Source organism: Stenotrophomonas sp. 80084_Sma, assembly GCF_056481995.1.
Map to the genome: position 1 here is coordinate 2,169,036 of NZ_CM151177.1, position 17,370 is coordinate 2,186,405.

The 17,370-nt window shown below is 66.6% G+C and carries 12 protein-coding genes and 1 pseudogene; 8 read left to right on the top strand and 5 right to left on the bottom strand.

The annotated features are described in order from the left end of the window. Positions 1-140: 140 nt before the first annotated feature. Positions 141-1,492, top strand: a protein-coding gene (locus tag ACZK3W_RS10175) for an IS3-like element ISStma2 family transposase (RefSeq protein WP_132810585.1) whose coding sequence is annotated in 2 segments (ribosomal slippage) — positions 141-588 and positions 588-1,492 — 1,353 coding nt in all. Because the reading frame shifts where the segments join, the coding sequence is not laid out codon by codon here. Between the two features lie 439 nt (positions 1,493-1,931). Here the strand turns inward: ACZK3W_RS10175 and ACZK3W_RS10180 are convergent. Both ACZK3W_RS10180 and ACZK3W_RS10185 read right to left on the bottom strand, forming a co-directional pair. Then, the gene (locus ACZK3W_RS10180; RefSeq protein WP_032128776.1) at positions 1,932-3,359 is read right to left on the bottom strand and encodes an amino acid permease; all 1,428 of its coding nucleotides are present in this window, start codon (positions 3,357-3,359) and stop codon (positions 1,932-1,934) included. 82 nt (positions 3,360-3,441) lie between these two features. Then, positions 3,442-4,917 carry an amino acid permease gene (locus ACZK3W_RS10185; protein WP_121503164.1) on the bottom strand — a complete coding sequence of 492 codons (1,476 nt, stop codon included), beginning with the start codon at positions 4,915-4,917 and terminating at the stop codon, positions 3,442-3,444. Positions 4,918-5,050: 133 nt separating this feature from the next. Here ACZK3W_RS10185 and ACZK3W_RS10190 point away from each other — a divergent pair, with 133 nt between their 5' ends. Then, on the top strand, positions 5,051-5,665 hold the full coding sequence (locus ACZK3W_RS10190; RefSeq protein WP_125895397.1) for an NUDIX hydrolase: 615 nt from the start codon (positions 5,051-5,053) through the stop codon (positions 5,663-5,665). A gap of 77 nt (positions 5,666-5,742) precedes the next feature. Here ACZK3W_RS10190 and serA read toward each other — a convergent pair whose 3' ends face one another. Next, on the bottom strand, positions 5,743-6,984 hold the full coding sequence (gene serA, locus ACZK3W_RS10195; RefSeq protein ID WP_125895396.1) for a phosphoglycerate dehydrogenase: 1,242 nt from the start codon (positions 6,982-6,984) through the stop codon (positions 5,743-5,745). Between the two features lie 169 nt (positions 6,985-7,153). Between serA and ACZK3W_RS10200 the strand changes: the two genes are divergently transcribed. From ACZK3W_RS10200 to ACZK3W_RS10210, 3 genes are all read left to right on the top strand, one after another. Beyond that, positions 7,154-8,542: an FAD-binding oxidoreductase gene (locus ACZK3W_RS10200; RefSeq protein ID WP_049400143.1), complete on the top strand. Its 1,389-nt coding sequence runs from the start codon at positions 7,154-7,156 to the stop codon at positions 8,540-8,542. A gap of 62 nt (positions 8,543-8,604) precedes the next feature. Further along, positions 8,605-8,904 (top strand): DUF2388 domain-containing protein, encoded by a 300-nt coding sequence (locus tag ACZK3W_RS10205; protein WP_125895394.1) that lies wholly within the window; start codon positions 8,605-8,607, stop codon positions 8,902-8,904. Positions 8,905-8,944: 40 nt separating this feature from the next. Then, entirely contained in the window at positions 8,945-10,741 is a 1,797-nt protein-coding gene (locus tag ACZK3W_RS10210) for a DUF7844 domain-containing protein (protein WP_478450769.1), read from the top strand. Here the strand turns inward: ACZK3W_RS10210 and ACZK3W_RS10215 are convergent. After that, complete coding sequence (locus ACZK3W_RS10215; RefSeq protein ID WP_032128780.1) at positions 10,719-11,795, bottom strand: ATP-binding protein; 1,077 nt, start codon at positions 11,793-11,795, stop codon at positions 10,719-10,721. The genes ACZK3W_RS10210 and ACZK3W_RS10215 overlap by 23 nt on opposite strands. Further along, positions 11,795-12,511, bottom strand: coding sequence for a response regulator (locus tag ACZK3W_RS10220; protein ID WP_020424480.1), 717 nt, complete (start codon positions 12,509-12,511; stop codon positions 11,795-11,797). Before ACZK3W_RS10220 ends, ACZK3W_RS10215 begins: the two co-directional genes overlap by 1 nt. A 129-nt stretch (positions 12,512-12,640) precedes the next feature. Between ACZK3W_RS10220 and ACZK3W_RS10225 the strand changes: the two are divergent. The 3 genes and pseudogenes from ACZK3W_RS10225 to ACZK3W_RS10235 all read left to right on the top strand — a co-directional run bounded on the left by ACZK3W_RS10225 (position 12,641) and on the right by ACZK3W_RS10235 (position 17,349). After that, positions 12,641-13,790 (top strand): annotated as a pseudogene (locus ACZK3W_RS10225) (efflux RND transporter periplasmic adaptor subunit). Between the two features lie 36 nt (positions 13,791-13,826). Beyond that, the gene (locus ACZK3W_RS10230; RefSeq protein WP_285302824.1) at positions 13,827-16,976 is read left to right on the top strand and encodes a multidrug efflux RND transporter permease subunit; all 3,150 of its coding nucleotides are present in this window, start codon (positions 13,827-13,829) and stop codon (positions 16,974-16,976) included. After that, on the top strand, positions 16,957-17,349 hold the full coding sequence (locus ACZK3W_RS10235) for a nuclear transport factor 2 family protein (protein WP_478450770.1): 393 nt from the start codon (positions 16,957-16,959) through the stop codon (positions 17,347-17,349). The genes ACZK3W_RS10230 and ACZK3W_RS10235 overlap by 20 nt, the downstream gene beginning before the upstream one ends. Positions 17,350-17,370 lie beyond the last annotated feature (21 nt).

Here is a 17,370-nt window from a genome sequence, read left to right on the forward strand (position 1 = left end):
ACGGCTGAGCCCCTCGTGGCTGTCTCGCCGGGCTGGATTTCTTGCTTTGGCCGGGCGGGTGGGCTGTGCAGGGGACGCCGTAGACCCTTCCTTGAAGTGACCCCCGGGAGTTGGACACCAGATCCAACCCCGAGGGATACATGAACAAATACGACGCGCGTTTCAAACTGCAGGTCGCCAAAGAGGCCTGCAAGACCTCCACATCGGTCAAAGCCATTGCCCGTCGCCACGGCCTGGAGTTCTCCACGGTCAGGCGCTGGGTGGCGACCTATCGGCTGCATGGTAGGCGGGGATTTCATCGCCAGGCCCGGTCCTATGACCTCCCGTTCAAACTGGCTGTCCTGGAGAAGATGAGCCAGGACGGCTTGTCCGGGCGGGAGGCCACCACCTACTTTCAAATTGGCGATGCCGGCGCGGTGGGGCGATGGCGGCGCCTGTATGCTCAAGGCGGTGCCCAAGCGTTGGCACCCCCTCCGCCGCCGCCCCGAAAGCCGATGAAAAAGACCCGTTCGTCCAAGCCACCTGAGGATATGAGCCGCGATGAGCTGCTCAAGGAAGTCGCCTATCTGCGTGCGGAGACCGACTACCTAAAAAAACTCGATGCCTTGATCCGGGAAGAGCAGGCGGCGCAGGACGCAAAGCGCAAGCCGTCCAAGGATTGAGGCAGGTTCATACGCTGTCGCTTCTGCTCGAAGCAGCTGAGCTGTCACGCAGTACGTTCTATTACCAGAACCATGTCCTGGCCCATCCGGATCAGGATGAGGCAGCCCTGTGCGAGCGCATCCGTGCAATCTACGATCAAAGCCAAGGGCGCTATGGCTATCGCACGGTGACGCTGGAATTAGCCAATCAGGGTCATCGGACCAATCACAAGCGGGTTCAGCGCCTGATGGGGGAGATGGGACTGAAATCGCGGGTGCGTGTGAAGCGCTACCAGGCCTTCAAGGGGGCGGCCAATGTTGTGGTTGGCAATGACCTCAATCGCCAGTTCCATGCCGAGCGGCCCAACCAGAAGTGGGTGACTGACGTGACCGAGTTCAAGGTGCAGGGCATGAAGCTGTACCTGTCGCCGATCATGGACCTCTACAACGGCGAAATCGTGGCTTATCAGATCAAGCGTCGGCCCGTATTTGATCTGGTGGGTCAAATGCTGGAGGAGGCCATCAAGAAGCTTTCCCCGGATGAGCGCCCGATGATCCACTCCGACCAGGGCTGGCAGTACCAGCATGAAAACTACCGGCATATGCTGGAAAAGCACTCGTTGAAGCAAAGCATGTCCCGGCGCGGCAACTGCCTGGACAATGCGGCGATGGAGAGCTTCTTTGGAACGCTGAAGTCGGAGTTCTTCTACCTGAACAGCTTTGACAGCCTCGAGAGTCTGGAGGCTGGGCTGGTGGAATACATCCAGTACTACAACGAAGAGCGCATCAAACTGAAACTGAAAGGTCTGAGCCCGATAAAGTACCGGGAGCAGGCCCAATCGGCCGCCTGACCCCGTCCAAGTCTCGGGGGTCACTTCACCTTGGGGGCTTGGCCGCGGCATCCATGCCGCGGACACCCCTGCACAACCCACCCGCCCGACCACGGACAGGTTCCGTGCGCGTCAGCCACGGAGTGAAGAAGGAAAGGCAGAAGCGGGTCGCGGCGCTGCGCTTGCTCGGAGCCGAGCATGGCTCGGCTCTACAGAGAATTCATTTCCCAGACCGAATTCATCCACGCATGGCGTGGATCCACCGGACGCGCCGGGAGAGTGTCAGGGGCGGGGAGGCATGGGTTCGCGGGGGTATCCGCGCCATGGATGGCGCGGCTAAGCCTCCATGGACGGATTCACGGCGTCCCCGCGAACCCATGCCTCCCCGCCAAACCTTCAGCCCAGCTGTTGCCGTTGCTCCGGGCGGGTGCAGGGCCGCAGGCCCTGCAATGCAAAAACCTCACTTACCCCGCAGCCGGCTGTGCCTGAAGCCGTAGCAGAAATAGATCACGAAGCCGACGAACGTCCACACCCCCATCAGCATCCAGTTGTGCATCGTCATCGCCGACAGCAGGGCAAGGCAGCTCAGTACGCCCAGGCTGCAGATCAGCCACGCCATCGGCATGCGGAACGGACGCGGCAGGTCCGGCTGGGTGCGGCGCAGGATCAGCACGCCGGCGCACACGGCAGCGAACGCGATCAGCGTGCCCATCGAGGTCAGCTCGCCGAGGATGTCCAGCGGGAACAGCGCCGCCAGCAGCGCGATGCCGATACCGGTGATCACCGTGTTGATGTGCGGGGTACGGTACTTCGGGTGGATCTTGGTGAACACCGGCGGCAGCAGGCCGTCGCGGCCCATGATCATGAAGATGCGCGGCTGCCCGATGATCATCACCAGCACCACCGAGGACAGGCCGACCAGTGCGCCGACCTCGACCACCCAGCGCAACCAGCCCAGCTGCGGATGCGCGGCCACCGCGGTCACCACCGGCTCGTCGGTGCCCAGCAGTTGGAACGGCACCAGGCCGGTCATCACTGCGGCCATCGCGATGTACAGCACGGTGCAGATCACCAGCGACAGCATCATGCCGAACGGCATGTCGCGCTGTGGATTCTTCGATTCCTGCGCCGCCACCGACACCGCCTCGAAGCCGATGTAGGCGAAGAACACCATCGCCGCGCCACGCAGCACGCCTTCCATGCCGTACTTGCCGGGGCCTTCGTTGGCCGGAATGAACGGGGTCCAGTTGCTGGTGTCCACGTACTTCCAGCCGACCACGATGACCAGCACGATCAGGCCGGTCTTGAGCACGACCATCGCCATGTTCATCGCCGAGGACTTGCTGATGCCGACGTAGCACAGCCAGGTCAGCAGCAGCACCAGTGCGGCGGCCGGCAGGTTGGCGATCGCGCCGGTGGGGCGCAGCTGTGCATCGAGTGGGGCACTGACCAGCGCCGCCGGTAGATGGATGTCGAACTGGCTGAGCAGGCTGAGGAAATAGCCGGTCCAGCTGACCGCGACCGCCGAGGCGGAGACGCCGTATTCGAGCACCAGCATCCAGCCGATGAACCAGGCCGAGAGCTCGCCGAAGGTGGCGTAGGTGTAGGTGTAGGCGCTGCCGGAGACCGGCACCATCGAGGCGAACTCGGCATAGGCCAGCGCGCAGAAGGCGCAGCAGATGGCGGCCAGTACGAAGGACAGCATGATGGCCGGGCCGGCGTGGTTGGCGGCGGCCTGGCCGGTGATGACGAAGATGCCGCCGCCGATCACCGCGCCGATACCCAGGGCGGTCAGGCCCCAGGGGCCGAGGTGGCGGCGCAGGCTCAGGCCGTTGGCGTCTTCATGGGCGGCATGCGGGTGCTTGGTGGCCCACAGTTGCTTGAACATGTGTGGTGGTCTTGTCGAAGCGCGCCACGGGCGGCGCGCGGGGAAAACGGACGGGCCGGCACGAGGCCGGCCCGTAGGCGGATCAGGGCGACTTGGCCAGCTTGCTGTTGCGGATGCCGTAGCCCAGGTAGATCAGCAGGCCGAGCAGCGTCCAGCCGACGAACAGGTGCCAGTGCACCACGAACGCCTGCCAGAACAGGAACAGGCAGGTAGCCGCGCCGAGCGGGCAGATGATCCACACCGCCGGCACGCGGAACGGGCGGTGGATCTCCGGCTTGGTATAGCGCAGCACCAGCACGCCGATGCAGACCGTGGCGAAGGCCAGCAGGGTGCCCATCGAGACCAGTTCCCCCAGCACGTTCAGCGGTACCAGGCCGGCCAGTGCGGCGGCGATCACGCCGACCACGATGGTGGCGACGTACGGGGTGCGGAAGCGGGCGTGGACCCTGCCGAAGAACTTCGGCAGCAGGCCGTCGCGGGAGATGGTGTAGGCGATGCGGGTCTGGCCCATCATCATCACCAGCACCACCGAGGACAGGCCGGCGATGGCGCCGATCTCGACCAGGGTCTTCAGCCAGGACAGGGTCGGGTAGGGTTCCAGCGCGGTGGCCACCGGCTTGTCGGTGCCTAGCAGGTGGTACGGCATCATGCCGGTCAGCACCGCGCAGACGATGATGTAGACGATGGTGCACACGGCCAGCGAGCCGAGCAGGCCGATCGGCATGTTGCGCTGCGGGTCCTTGGTTTCACCGGCGGCGGTGGAGACCGCATCGAAGCCGATGTAGGCGAAGAACACGATGGTGGCCGCACGGAACACGCCGCTCCAGCCGAACTCACCCGCCACGCCGGTGTTTTCCGGGATGAACGGCTGCCAGTTGGCCGGGTCGATGTGGGCCGCGCCGATGCCGATGAACAGGCAGATGACGGTGACCTTGATCGCCACGATGATCGCGTTGACGAAGGCCGATTGGGTCACGCCCACGTACAGCAGGCCGGACACCGCCGCCACGATCAGTACTGCAGGCAGGTTGAACAGCTTGCCTGAGGCGATGAACTCGCTGCCGGTCCAGGCGATCGGGGCTGCGCTGAGCGCATCCGGGAACGGCATGTGCAGCGTGGTGGTGATGAAGCTGATCAGGTACGCCGACCAGCCCACCGCGACCGAGGCCGAGGCGAACAGGTATTCCAGCACCAGGCACCAGCCGATGAACCAGGCCATGCCCTCGCCGAGGGTGGCGTAGGAGTAGGAGTAGGCGCTGCCGGAGACCGGCATCATCGCCGCGAATTCGGCGTAGCACAGGCCCGCCAGGGCGCAGGCGAAACCGGCGATGACGAACGACAGCATCACTGCCGGGCCAGCGTGGTTGGCCGCAGCCTGGCCGGTCAGCACGAAGATACCTGCGCCGATCACCGCACCCACGCCAAGCAGGATGAGGTGTTTAGCCGTGAGGGTCCGTTTCAACGTGGCTTCGCCGTCCAGGCTGCCTTCGATGGGTTCGCCAGCATCGACGTGCCCGGCCGGTTCAACCGGCTTGACCCTCAACAGAGCTTTCAGCATGCAGTACTTCCTAGTGATCGGATTGGGTGGGCCGCCGATACGTTGCCGGCAACCCTGGAATGGTGAAGGCCGCGCGAACGGCCCGCTGTACCTTAGCCAAAGCTGAAGCCAACGCACAAGCGCAATCGCAACAATGAACGGCGATAATGAGCAGTATTTTTCCAAACGCCGCCCATTCATGAGCCAGACCGCCGAAACCCTTGCCGTGCTTGACGATCGCCTGCGTGGCCTGCTGCGGGACTACGCCCGCCGCGAGCCCGCCCACGACGCATTGGCTGCCGAATTCGGCACATTGTTGGACGATCCGGAAGATCCGTTCCGGCGCGAGCGGCTGGCCGGCCACTTCACCGCCAGCTGCTGGCTGGTCAGTGCCGACGGCCAGCGCCTGCTGCTGACCCATCACCGCAAGCTGCAGCGCTGGCTGCAGCTGGGCGGCCACGCCGACGGCGACCGCGACCTGGCCCAGGTGGCGCTGAAGGAAGCCGAGGAGGAGTCGGGCCTGAGCGGCCTGGTGTTGGAAGACCCGGCCATCTTCGATCTGGACAAGCATTGGATTCCGGAGCGCAAGGACGTGCCGGGGCACTGGCACTACGACGTGCGTTTCGTGATCCGGGCGCTGGGTGGCGAGGCCTTCGTGCTCAGCGAGGAATCGCTGGAGCTGGCCTGGCGGCCGGTGACCGAGGTCGCCGCCGATCCGGAATCGGACGAATCCATGCAGCGCATGGCGCGCCGGTGGCTGACGCGCTGAAGAAAAAGGGGACGGAGGGGATTAAGTCGTTTACGCCGCATGTGCCGCAAACGACTTAATCCCCTCCGTCCCTTTTTTCAGTACAGGATGCGCGTGCGCAGCGTGCCCGGAATCGCGGCCAGCTCGTCGCGCACGGCGGCGGCTTGTTCCTCGCTGGCGGTGATGTCGATCACCACGTAGCCCACCTTCGGGTCGGTGCGCAGGAACTGGCCGTCGATGTTGACGTTGTGGCGCGAGAAGATCTCGTTGACCTTGGACAGCACGCCCGGCACGTTCTGGTGGATGTGCAGCAGGCGCAGGCTGTCTTCGTGTTCGGGCAGGGTCACTTCCGGGAAGTTGACCGCCGACAGGGTGCTGCCGTTGTCGCTGTAGCGCACCAGCTTGGCCGCCACCTCCACGCCGATGTTGTCCTGCGCCTCCAGCGTGCTGCCGCCTACGTGCGGGGTCAGGATCACATTGTCGTGGCGGGTCAGCGGCGATTCGAAGATATCGCCATTGCCCTTCGGCTCGACCGGGAACACGTCCAGCGCGGCGCCGCCGACGTGGCCGCTGGCCAGCGCCGCGTCCAGCGCATCGATGTCGACCACGGTGCCGCGCGCGGCGTTGATCAGGTGCGCGCCCTTGCGCATCTTCGCCAGCTCGGTGCTGCCGATCATCCACTGCGTGGACGGGGTCTCCGGCACGTGCAGGGTGACGATGTCGGCGCGGGCCAGCAGGTCGTCCAGGCTGGCCGCAGCACGCGCATTGCCCAGCGCCAGCTTGGTTTCCACGTCGTGGAAGATCACCTGCATGCCCAGCGATTCGGCCAGCACGCCGACCTGGGTGCCGATGTGGCCATAGCCGATGATGCCCAGGGTCTTGCCACGCACCTCATGGCTGCCGCTGGCCGACTTGGACCAGCCGCCGCGATGGCACTCGGCATTCTTCTGCGGAATGCCACGGGTCAGCATGATGGCCTCGGCAATCACCAGCTCGGCCACGCTGCGGGTGTTCGAATAGGGCGCATTGAACACCGGGATGCCGGCCAGCTCGGCCGCGTCCAGGTCGACCTGGTTGGTGCCGATGCAGAAGCAGCCCACCGCGATCAGGCGCTTGGCCTCGGCCAGCACTTCGGCGCTGAGCTGGGTGCGCGAACGGATCCCGACGATGTGCGCCTCGGCGATGCGCGCCTTCAGTTCGTCCTCGGGCAGCGCCTTGGTGTGCGCTTCGATCTGGCTGTAGCCGGCGGCGCTGAATACCTCCACGGCGGTCTGGCTGACCCCCTCCAGCAACAGCACGCGGATATCCTGCTTCGGGAACGAGGTCTTCTTCGGCGACATGGGGCGACACGGCCAGTGGGACAGGGGCTGACCACTATGCCAGATCGCAGCGACCATGGTGCAGTGCGCAATTGGTTGCATCCGTAGCTATCTGCACGGCTGCGGGGCTGGACGCTGGCGCGTGCCGCTGGCACGCTTGCCCGTTCTTCACGCACCGCGCTGGACCGTCATGACCGATTCCCGCATTGCCTCGCTGCAACAAGCCTGCCCCGGCCTGAAGCTGAAGACCGATCCGTCCGACCTGGAGCATTACGGGCGCGACTGGACCCGGCGCTGGACGCCGGCGCCGCTGGCGATCGCACTGCCGGCCACGGTCGAGGAAGTGCAGGCGGTGATGCGCTGGAGCGCAGGCGAGGGCGTGGCCGTGGTGCCGTCCGGTGGCCGCACCGGCCTCTCGGGTGGCGCGGTGGCCGCCAACGGCGAGCTGGTGCTCAGCCTGGAACGGATGAACAAGGCGCTGGCCTACGACGCGGTCGATCGCACCCTGGTGGTGCAGGCCGGCATGCCGCTGGAAGCCGTGCACAATGCCGCGCTGGACCATGGCTTGATCTACCCGGTGGATTTCGCCGCGCGCGGGTCCTGCTCGATCGGCGGCAACATCGCCACCAATGCCGGTGGCATCCGCGTGATCCGTTACGGCAACACCCGCGAGTGGATCGCAGGGCTGAAGGTGGTCACCGCTGACGGCGAGTTGCTGGAACTCAACAAGGGGCTGATCAAGAACTCCAGCGGCTATGACTTCCGCCAGCTGCTGATCGGCTCGGAGGGCACGCTGGGTGTGATCGTCGAAGCCACAGTGAAATTGACCGACCCGCCGCCGGCCAGCAACGTGATGCTGCTGGCAGTGCCGAGCTTTGAAGTTCTGATGCAGGTGTTCGCCGCGTTCCGCGCGCGCCTGCAGCTGCAGGCCTTCGAATTCTTCACCGACCGGGCGCTGGAGCACGTGCTGGCACATGGCGCACAGGCACCGTTCGACGAGGTGCATCCGTACTACGTGGTGACCGAGTTCGCCGCGGGCGACGAGGCCCAGGAAGCGGCGGCGATGGCCGCGTTCGAGGACTGCATGGGCAATGGCTGGGTCAGCGATGGCGTAATCAGTGCCAGCGACGCGCAGGCCGCGCAGCTGTGGCGCCTGCGCGAAGGCATCACTGAGTCGCTTGCCCGTTACAAGCCCTACAAAAACGATGTTTCGGTGCGGATCTCGTCGATGCCGGCGTTCCTGGCCGAGACCCAGGCGCTGATCGGGCAGGCCTATCCGCATTTCGACGTGGTCTGGTTCGGCCACATCGGTGACGGCAATCTGCACATCAATGTGCTCAAGCCGGACGACACCAGCGACGCTGATTTCGTGGCGCAATGCGAGCACGTAACCAAGCTGTTGGCGCAGGTGCTGGCCCGCTTCGATGGCAGCATCTCGGCCGAGCACGGCATCGGCCTGGTCAAGAAGGGCTACCTGGACAGCACCCGCGGCCCGGCCGAGATCGCCCTGATGAAGGCGGTCAAACGCGCGTTCGATCCCCAAGCGCGGCTGAATCCCGGCAAGCTGTTCGACGTTTGAGCCGGGCAAATCCTTCACGCACCCGTTACGCTCCACGCTTCCTAACAACCGGCTTCGAACCGATGACCCGTCCGCTTCTGCTGCTCGCCCTGCTGTCCCTGCCGCTGGCCGGCTTCGCTTCCAGCTTCGCCGGCACGTCGGCCGGTTCGGCCACGGGTGCTTCCTCCGGTTCCTCGGGCAGCAGCTCGGGTGACGACAAGGTGGTGATGGCTGCACGCGACGATGCCGCTGCGTTCGTCGCCAGCGACGGCCAGATCCGTGGCGCTCGCCTGCAGGCGGCGCTTGTCCACCTGCGTGAGCAGAGCACTGCCGCACAGCAGCAGAGCGACCTGGAACTGGCCCGCGCGCTGCTGGCGCGTTGATCCCGCCTTCGGGTAGTGCCGGCCGCTGGCCGGCAACGCCATGACATCTGCACGGAACGCAGCCACGCACGGCGTGGCTCTACTGCTGATCGCTCATGTCGCGCACGCGGCTGATCGCCTGCAGCTCGATCCTGCGGGGCTGAGCCCTGCACAGCAGCAGGTGGCGACGCAGACCCTGACCGACGTACAGTCACTGCTGCCGGAGGGTCTGCTGCGCGCCCTGCCGGCGCAGGTGCAGGTGCGCTGGAGTGATGGCCTTCCCGCCGAGGTGCATGGCCGCGCCTTCGCCGGCCGCATCACGTTGCGCCGCGATCTGCTGGATGATGCCGTGCCCGGTGCGCGCCGCGCACGCCGCAGCGCGCTGGTACACGAACTGAGCCATGTTGCCGACCGTACGGCGGCGAACTGGTCGCGCAGTGTGCGCTGGCGTGATCTGGCCGGATGGCAGCGCAAGCCCTGGCATCTCGGCCGTGGCGGCAATGACTTCCGAGACCGTAGTCCCGATGCGTATGAACTGAAAGATCCGGCCGAGTACCTGGCAGTGAACGCCGAGCATTTCGTGCTCGACAGCGAGTTTGCCTGCCGGCGCCCGGCACTGGCGCAGTGGTACCAGGCCCATTTCGGAACCCCGCCATCGCTGCCGCAGTCGCACTGCGCGACCACGCTGCCGTTGCTGCAGGCTGAATCGGAAGAGGGCGCGGCGTCGTTGCTGCAACTCGACCCGGCACGCGTCTACGCGGTGGACTACCTGTTTGCCGAAGGCAGCGCGCAGCCGATGAGCCGCTGGGGCCACAGCATGCTGCGGCTGGTGATCTGCCGGCCGGGCCGTGCGCCGGGGCCGGACTGTCGACTGGACCTGGAGTACCACCGGGTGCTGTCGTTCCGTGCCTTCGTTGGTGACGTGCAGATTTCCAACTGGCGTGGCCTTACCGGTGGCTACCCGTCGCGACTGTTCGTGCTGTCGCTGCAGCAGGTGGTGGATGAGTACACCAAGGTGGAACTGCGCGGGTTGCAGTCGCTGCCGTTGCAGTTGTCGCCCGGCGAGATCGCCAGCCTGCTCGAGCGCACTGCGCAGGTGCACTGGAGCTATGACGGGCGCTATTACTTCGTCAGCAACAACTGCGCGGTGGAAACCGCCAAGCTGCTGCAGGCGGGTGTGCCGCGGCTGGGGGAGGCCGGGCTGGCCCAGCTGAGTCCGCGTGGTTTGAAGCGTCGACTGTCGCAGCTGCATGTGCTGGACGAGCAGGTACTCACGGACCGCAATGCAGCACAGGCGCAGGGTTACTACTTCGCCTCGGCACGCGATCACTACCAGCAGTTGTTCGGCGTGGCGGCAGCCCAGCTGGCATTGCCCGCACGCGACGTACGCGGCTGGTTGAAGCTGCCCGCACAGCAGCGTGCGCTGTGGTTGCTGCAGGGCGGCCTGCGCGCAAGCGCCGGCCTGCTGCTGCTGGAACAGGCTGCGCAACGCCGCGCCGAGCTGCGCGCGCGCGATGTGCTGAAACGGCGCCTGCTGGCCGCACCGGACAGTGCCGAGACCCGGGGCCTGCGCCAGTTGCTGGAGCAGGGTGGGCAATGGCTGCGCCCGGGTACGCTGCTGGCGGACGGCGGCTACGGGTTGCCGCTGGCCGATGAGCAGGCGGTGCTGGCCGAAGCGGTTGCCACCGCCAGCGCACAGGCGGTGCCGGCCTGGCAGACGCTGCGCGTACAGCTGCGTCAGCAGCTGCCGGAGAAGCAGCGCAACGAAATGGATGCGATCGACGCCAACCTCGCTGCGCTCGGTGCCCGCCTGCGGGAACAGGCAGCCACGCCGGCTATTGGCGCGGCAGCTCGATAACGAAACGGCTGCCACCAGCGTTGCCCGCCGTGCAGTAGACGCGGCCGCCGTGCGCGTCGGCGATGGCCTTGACCACCGCCAGACCGAGCCCGCTACCGCCACCCTGGCGCGAACGCGAACCGTCGGCACGCATGAACGGAGAGAAGATGTCGGCGTGCAGCTCAGGGTCGATGCCCGGGCCCTCATCCTCGATCGCTACCTGCACATGGCCCGGTGTGTCATGCACGGCAATCCGCACCTTGCCCGGGCTGGCATAGCGGCGCGCGTTCTCCAGCAGCGCCAGCAGCGCCTGGCGCAGGCGGGTCGGGTCGCAGTGCGCGTTGTGTTCTTCGCGGCTGGTTTCCAGCTCCAGCACGAAGCCGGCGGCGCGGAACTGGGGATCGACCAGGGTCATCACCGAATGCACTTCGGCCACCACGTCGGTACGTGCGCGGCGCACGTCCAGCCGCGCATTGTCGGACAGGCTCAGCACGCGCAGATCCTCGATCAGTCGTGACAGGCCCTCGACCTGGGCGAGCAGGCTGCGGAACTGTGATTCGTCCGGCTGGAAGACGCCCTCGGCCAGGCCCTGCAGGCGGCCGCGCAGGATCGTCACCGGAGTCCGCAGTTCATGGGCGATGGCTGCATGCCACATCGCACGCTCGCTCTCCACGTGCTGCAGCCGCCGCGCCATGGCATTGAAGTCCTCGACCAAGGTGGCCACTTCGCCCGGCGAGTTTTCCTCGACGCTGGCACGGGCACCGAGGTCGCCGCCCGCGAGCGCGCGCACGCTGTCCACCAGCGAATTCAACGGCGACAGGATGCGATGGGCAAGACGGAACGAGGCGGCGATGGCCAGCGCCAGGCCGGTCAGGATCACGCCGACCATCCATGCCAGTTCAGGGCCGGTCGGCAGCCAGCTTTCCGGCTCCTCGGTAGTGCCGGGGAAGAATTCGACCAGGACCGCATACAGCAGCCACGATGACAGGATCATCATCACAATGACGCCGATCACCATCAGCGACATCGAGACGATGATGTGGCGGCTGAGCCCGGAGCGGCGCAGGCGGGCCATCAGCGGTCGGCCATCAACCGGTAGCCGACGCCACGCACGCTGGCCGGCACATTGACCATGCCCACTTCATCCAGCTTGCGGCGCAGCTTGCTGACATGGCTGTCGACCGTGCGCTCCAGCGCCTCGCTTTCCGGCAGGCATTCGTGCATCAGTTCGCTGCGGCTGAAGATGCGGGTCGGCGCCAGCGCCATGCAGTGCAGCAGCTTGAACTCGGTGAGCGTGAGCAGCACTTCGTGGCTGTAGCCTTCGCCTTCCACGTGTACGGCGTGGGTGGCCGAGTCGATCAGCAGCGGGCCCGCCCGCAGCGCGGTCGGGGCATCCACGCGCGAGGCGCGCAACGTACGCCGCAGCACGGCGCGTACGCGCGCCGCCACTTCGGCCGGATTGAATGGTTTGACCACGTAGTCATCAGCGCCCATGCGCAGTGCGGTCAGCTTGTCCAGGTCCTGGTCCAGTGCGGTCAGCATGATCACCGGCGTCTCGCCGCGCTGGCGCAGCTGGGTCAGCACGCTCCAGCCATCCAGCCGCGGCAGCTGCACGTCGAGCAGGACCAGGTCGGGGCGGGCGCTGCGATGCAGGTCCAGTGCGCTGTGGCCGTCGGCGGCGCGCAGCGTACGCAGTCCTTCGCGTTCCAGATAGGCGGTAAGAATGTCGGCGATCTCGGCCTCATCCTCGACGATCAGGACGAGGGCGGCGAGGGCAGGGGCGGCATGCATGCAGGGGCGGGGCCTTAAGGTGCTTGCCTCCATCGTATCTCCACAGTTCCTCCATCGAAACCCCATCATCGCCACGCACACTGGGTTCTTCAGAACCTATCAGCCGCCCGCGCGGCATTGTGCACAGCAATGAGAACCTTCAGGACTCCGGTCGCGTTGATCGCGGCCCTCGCCCTGGCCATGACGGCCTGCTCCACACCCCGAAGCCACGCCCGAAGCCGCACCCCGCGTGAGCGTGGTTACCGTCGGCCCGCAGGTGGTGCAGCGTGACGACGAACTGCCTGGCCGCGTGGCCGCCGTGCGCACCGCGCAGATCCGAGCGCAGGTGGGTGGCATCGTGCAGCGCCGGCTGTTTGACCAGGGCGCGGAAGTAGACGCCGGCCAGGCCCTGTTCCAGATCGATCCGGCGGCCTTCCGTGCCGATGTCGATTCGGCACTGGCCGCGCTGCAGCGCAGTGAGGCCGCCCTGGGCCGCAGTCGCGTGCAGTCGCAGCGCCTGCATGCACTGGCCGCGGCACAGGCCGTCAGCCAGCAGCATCGCGACGATGCCAGTGCCGAGTACGAACAGGCCCGTGCCGCGGTGAATGAAGCGCGCGCGATCCTGGCCCGTCGCCAGCTCGACCTGCGCTATGCCACGGTCAGCGCGCCGATTGCCGGCCGCATCGACCAGGCGCTGGTGACCGAAGGCGCACTGGTCGGCGTGGCCGATGCCGAGCCGATGGCGGTGGTACAGCAGATCGACCAGGTCTACGTCGATGTGCGCCAGCCGGCGGCCCAGCTGGAATCGCTGCAGCGCAGTGCTGCCGGTGGTGGCGAGCTGCCGGTGACGATCATCGGTGCCGCCGGCAAGCCGCTGTCCGAGCGTGGCCAGATGCTGTTCTCCGGCATCAACGTCGATGCGCGTACCGGTGATGTGATCCTCCGCATCCTGGTCGACAACCCGCAGCGCCAGCTGCTGCCCGGCATGTATGTGCGCGCGAAAGTGCCGAGGGGTGCACCGGCCAGTGCGCTGACCGTGCCGCAGCAGGCCGTGCTGCGCAGCGCCGGTGGCCAGGCCTATGCCTGGGTGATCGGTGGCGATGGCAAGGCGGTGATCCGCACGCTGGAAGTCGACGGCAGCGTTGATCGCCAGTGGCTGGTGCGCACCGGTCTGAAGGCGGGCGAAAAGGTGGTGGTCGAGGGCCAGGAACGCCTGCAGGAAGGCGTGGTGGTCGATGCGCGCGACTGGCAGGTGCCGGTCGCCAGCGCCGGCGCGGTGCAGGCCGGCAGCAAGGGCTGAGCCTTTCCCGGGCCAGCCCATCCAGGAAAATCCAACATGGCACGTTTTTTCATCGATCGCCCGGTGTTCGCCTGGGTGCTGGCGATCTTCATCATCCTGGCCGGCGTACTGGCGATTCCGCGCTTGGCCGTGGAGCGCTATCCGGCGGTCGCGCCGCCCAGTGTCAGCATCTATGCCAGCTACCCGGGTGCCAGCCCGCAGACGCTGAATGATGCGGTGGTCGGGCTGATCGAGCGCGAGCTGTCCAGCGTCAAGCACCTGCTGTACTTCGAATCGTCGGTGGACACCTCCGGCGAAGCCTCGATCACTGCGACCTTCAAGCCCGGTACCAACCCGGAGCTGGCGCAGGTGGACGTGCAGAACCGGATCAAGGCGATCGAGCCGCGCCTGCCGCGCAGCGTGCGCCAGAACGGCCTGTTCGTGGAGGCCGCCGATTCCGGCTTCCTGATGCTGGTCGGCCTGCGTTCGCCGGATGCCAGCGTCAGCGAAGCCGCGCTGGGCGATTTCATGGCGCGCAACATCATCGAAGAGCTGCGCCGCATCGATGGCGTCGGCCGCGTGCAGCTGTTCGGTGCCGAACAGGCGATGCGCGTGTGGCTGGACCCGACCCGGTTGACCGGCTACGGCCTGACCATGGGTGATGTGGCCACCGCCATCGAGCAGCAGAACCTGGAGATCTCGCCCGGACGCATCGGTGATTCGCCGGGTGTTCCAGGCCAGCGCATCACCGTGCCGCTCAGCGCCGATGGGCAGCTGTCCACGCCGGAGCAGTTCGCAGCCATCGTGCTGCGCGCCGGGGCCGACGGTTCACGGCTGGTGCTGGGCGATGTCGCCCGCGTCGAACTGGGCGCGCAGAGCTATGCGTGGGGCACCCGCGAGGATGGCCACCCAGCGACCGCCGCCGGGGTGCAGTTGCGTCCTGGCGCGAACGCAGTGCGCACCGCGTCGGCGGTCCGTGAGCGCATGGCCGAACTGGCGCCGCTGCTGCCGCGCGGCGTGGAGTCGAGCATTCCGTTCGACACCGCACCGTTCGTGAAGATCTCGATCCAGAAGGTGGTGCAGACGCTGCTGGAGGCCATGCTGCTGGTGTTCGCGGTGATGTACCTGTTCCTGCAGAACTGGCGCTACACGCTGATTCCGGCGCTGGTCGCACCGATCGCGCTGCTCGGCACCTTCGCGGTGATGCTGGCGCTGGGCTTCTCGATCAACGTGCTGACCATGTTCGGCATGGTGCTGGCGATCGGCATCATCGTCGACGACGCCATCGTGGTGGTCGAGGGCGTGGAACGGATCATGGCCGAGGAAGGACTGCCGCCGCGCGAGGCCACCATCAAGGCGATGCGCGAGCTGACCGGTGCGGTGATCGGCATCACCCTGGTGCTGACCGCCGTGTTCATTCCGATGGCGTTGGCCAGCGGCTCGGTGGGCGCGATCTACCGCCAGTTCACCGTGGCGATGGCGGTGTCGATCCTGTTCTCGGCGCTGCTGGCATTGAGCCTGACGCCGGCGCTGTGCGCGACCCTGCTGCGCCCGAATACCCATGGACACCATGGTCGTGGCGGGCTGTTCGGTGCCTTCAATCGTGGCTTCGAGAAGATGACCGGGCGCTACCAGCGTGGCGTGGCCTCGGTGCTGCAGCGCAGTGGGCGGGTGATGGGCGTGTTCGCCGCACTGGTGGTGGCGCTGCTGCTGGGACTGCACTGGTTGCCGGGTGCGTTCCTGCCGGAAGAAGACCAGGGCTATTTCATGACATCGATCCAGCTGCCTGCCGAAGCCACCGCCGAGCGCACGCTGGCCGTGGTCGAAGCCTACGAGCGGCATGTGGCGTCACGCCCGGGCATCGGCTCCAACCAGTCGATCCTTGGCTACAGCTTCTCTGGCTCCGGTCCCAGCGCGGCGCTGACCTACACCATGCTCAAGGACTGGGGCGAGCGCGCCGGTGCCACCGCGGCCGGCGAGGTGGAGGCCGCGCAGAAGGCGATGTCCACGATTGCCGAGGGCGAGGTGATGAGCGTGATGCCACCGGCGATTGACAGCCTGGGCCGTTCGTCCGGCTTCTCGCTCGCCCTGCAGGCGCGTACCGGGCAGAGCCAGGCTGAACTGCGCGCCGCCCTGCAGCAGCTGCTGAAGCTGGCCGAGGCCAGCCCGCTGCTGTCCGAGGTGCATGCCGATGGCCTGCCGGCCGGCACCAGCGTGCGGCTGGACATCGACCGGGCCAAGGCCGAGGCGATGGGCGTGGGCTTCGAACACATCAGCAGCACGCTGTCGGCTGCGATGGGCTCGCAGTACGTCAATGACTTCCCCAACAAGGGCCGGTTGCAGCAGGTGATCCTGCAGGCAGACGCCTCGCACCGGATGGAACTGGAGGACGTGCTGAAGCTGTACGTGCGGAACAGCGAGGGCGGCATGGTGGCGCTGTCCGAACTGGTGACCCCGCACTGGACCGAGGCGCCGCTGCAGCTGCAGCGCTATCTCGGCTTCCCGGCGCTGAATCTGTCCGGCGCCCCGGCCTCCGGCGTGTCGACTGGCCAGGCGATGGCGGAGATGGAGCGGTTGGCGGAGAAGCTGCCGTCCGGCTTCGCCCTGCAATGGACCAGCCAGTCGCTGCAGGAGCGCGAATCCGGTGCGCAGGCGCCGTGGCTTTTGCTGCTCTCGATGCTGGTGGTGTTCCTGGTGCTGGCGGCGCTGTACGAGAGCTGGTCGATTCCGCTGGCGGTGATGCTGGTGGTGCCCTTGGGGCTGCTCGGTGCGGTCGCGGCCGTGTTGTTGCGCGGCATGCCCAACGACGTGTTCTTCAAGGTCGGCATGATCACGGTGATCGGGCTGTCGGCGAAGAACGCGATCCTCATCGTCGAGTTCGCACGCCAGCTGCAGCAGCAGGGCCGTGGCCTGGTCGAAGCGGCATTGGAGGCGGCACGGCTGCGCCTGCGGCCGATCGTGATGACCTCGCTGGCGTTCGCGCTGGGCGTGGTGCCGCTGATGCTGGCGCAGGGCGCATCGAAGGAAACCCAGCAGGCGATCGGAACCGGCGTGTTCGGCGGCATGGTCAGTGCGACCGTGCTGGCGGTGTTCTTCGTGCCGGTCTTCTATGTAGTAGTGCAGGGCGCGCGGCAGTGGATCGCGCAACGCCTGCGCAGGCGCCGGCCGATGCCGGAAGGATCCGTGGATGGAACGGGACATCGTTGAAGACCTGCATGAGCGGCAGCTGGCAGCGCTGGAACAGCGCCTGCGGCAGGCATTGCTGGATGACGACCACGATGCGCTGACCGCGCTGCTATCGCCGGCCTTGTTCATGATGGATGGGCAGGGCGGGCGCATGCTCGATCTGCCCTGGCTGGGCGACTGGCTGGCCGGGAACCTGCGGGTGAGCAGCCTGCAATCGTACGCGGTGGAAACGCTGCTGTGCGGACGCCTGGCATTGTTGTCCAGTGACGTGCGCTTGTCGGTGTGCGGGCAGGGCCAGGAGCGCGAGCTGAAACTGCGCCTGCTGCGGGTCTGGGCCTGCAGTTCCGGCGACAGTGGCGCACAGCTGCTGTCGATGGCGGTGCTGGCCGCGTGAGTGCGGTCAGGCCGCTTTCAG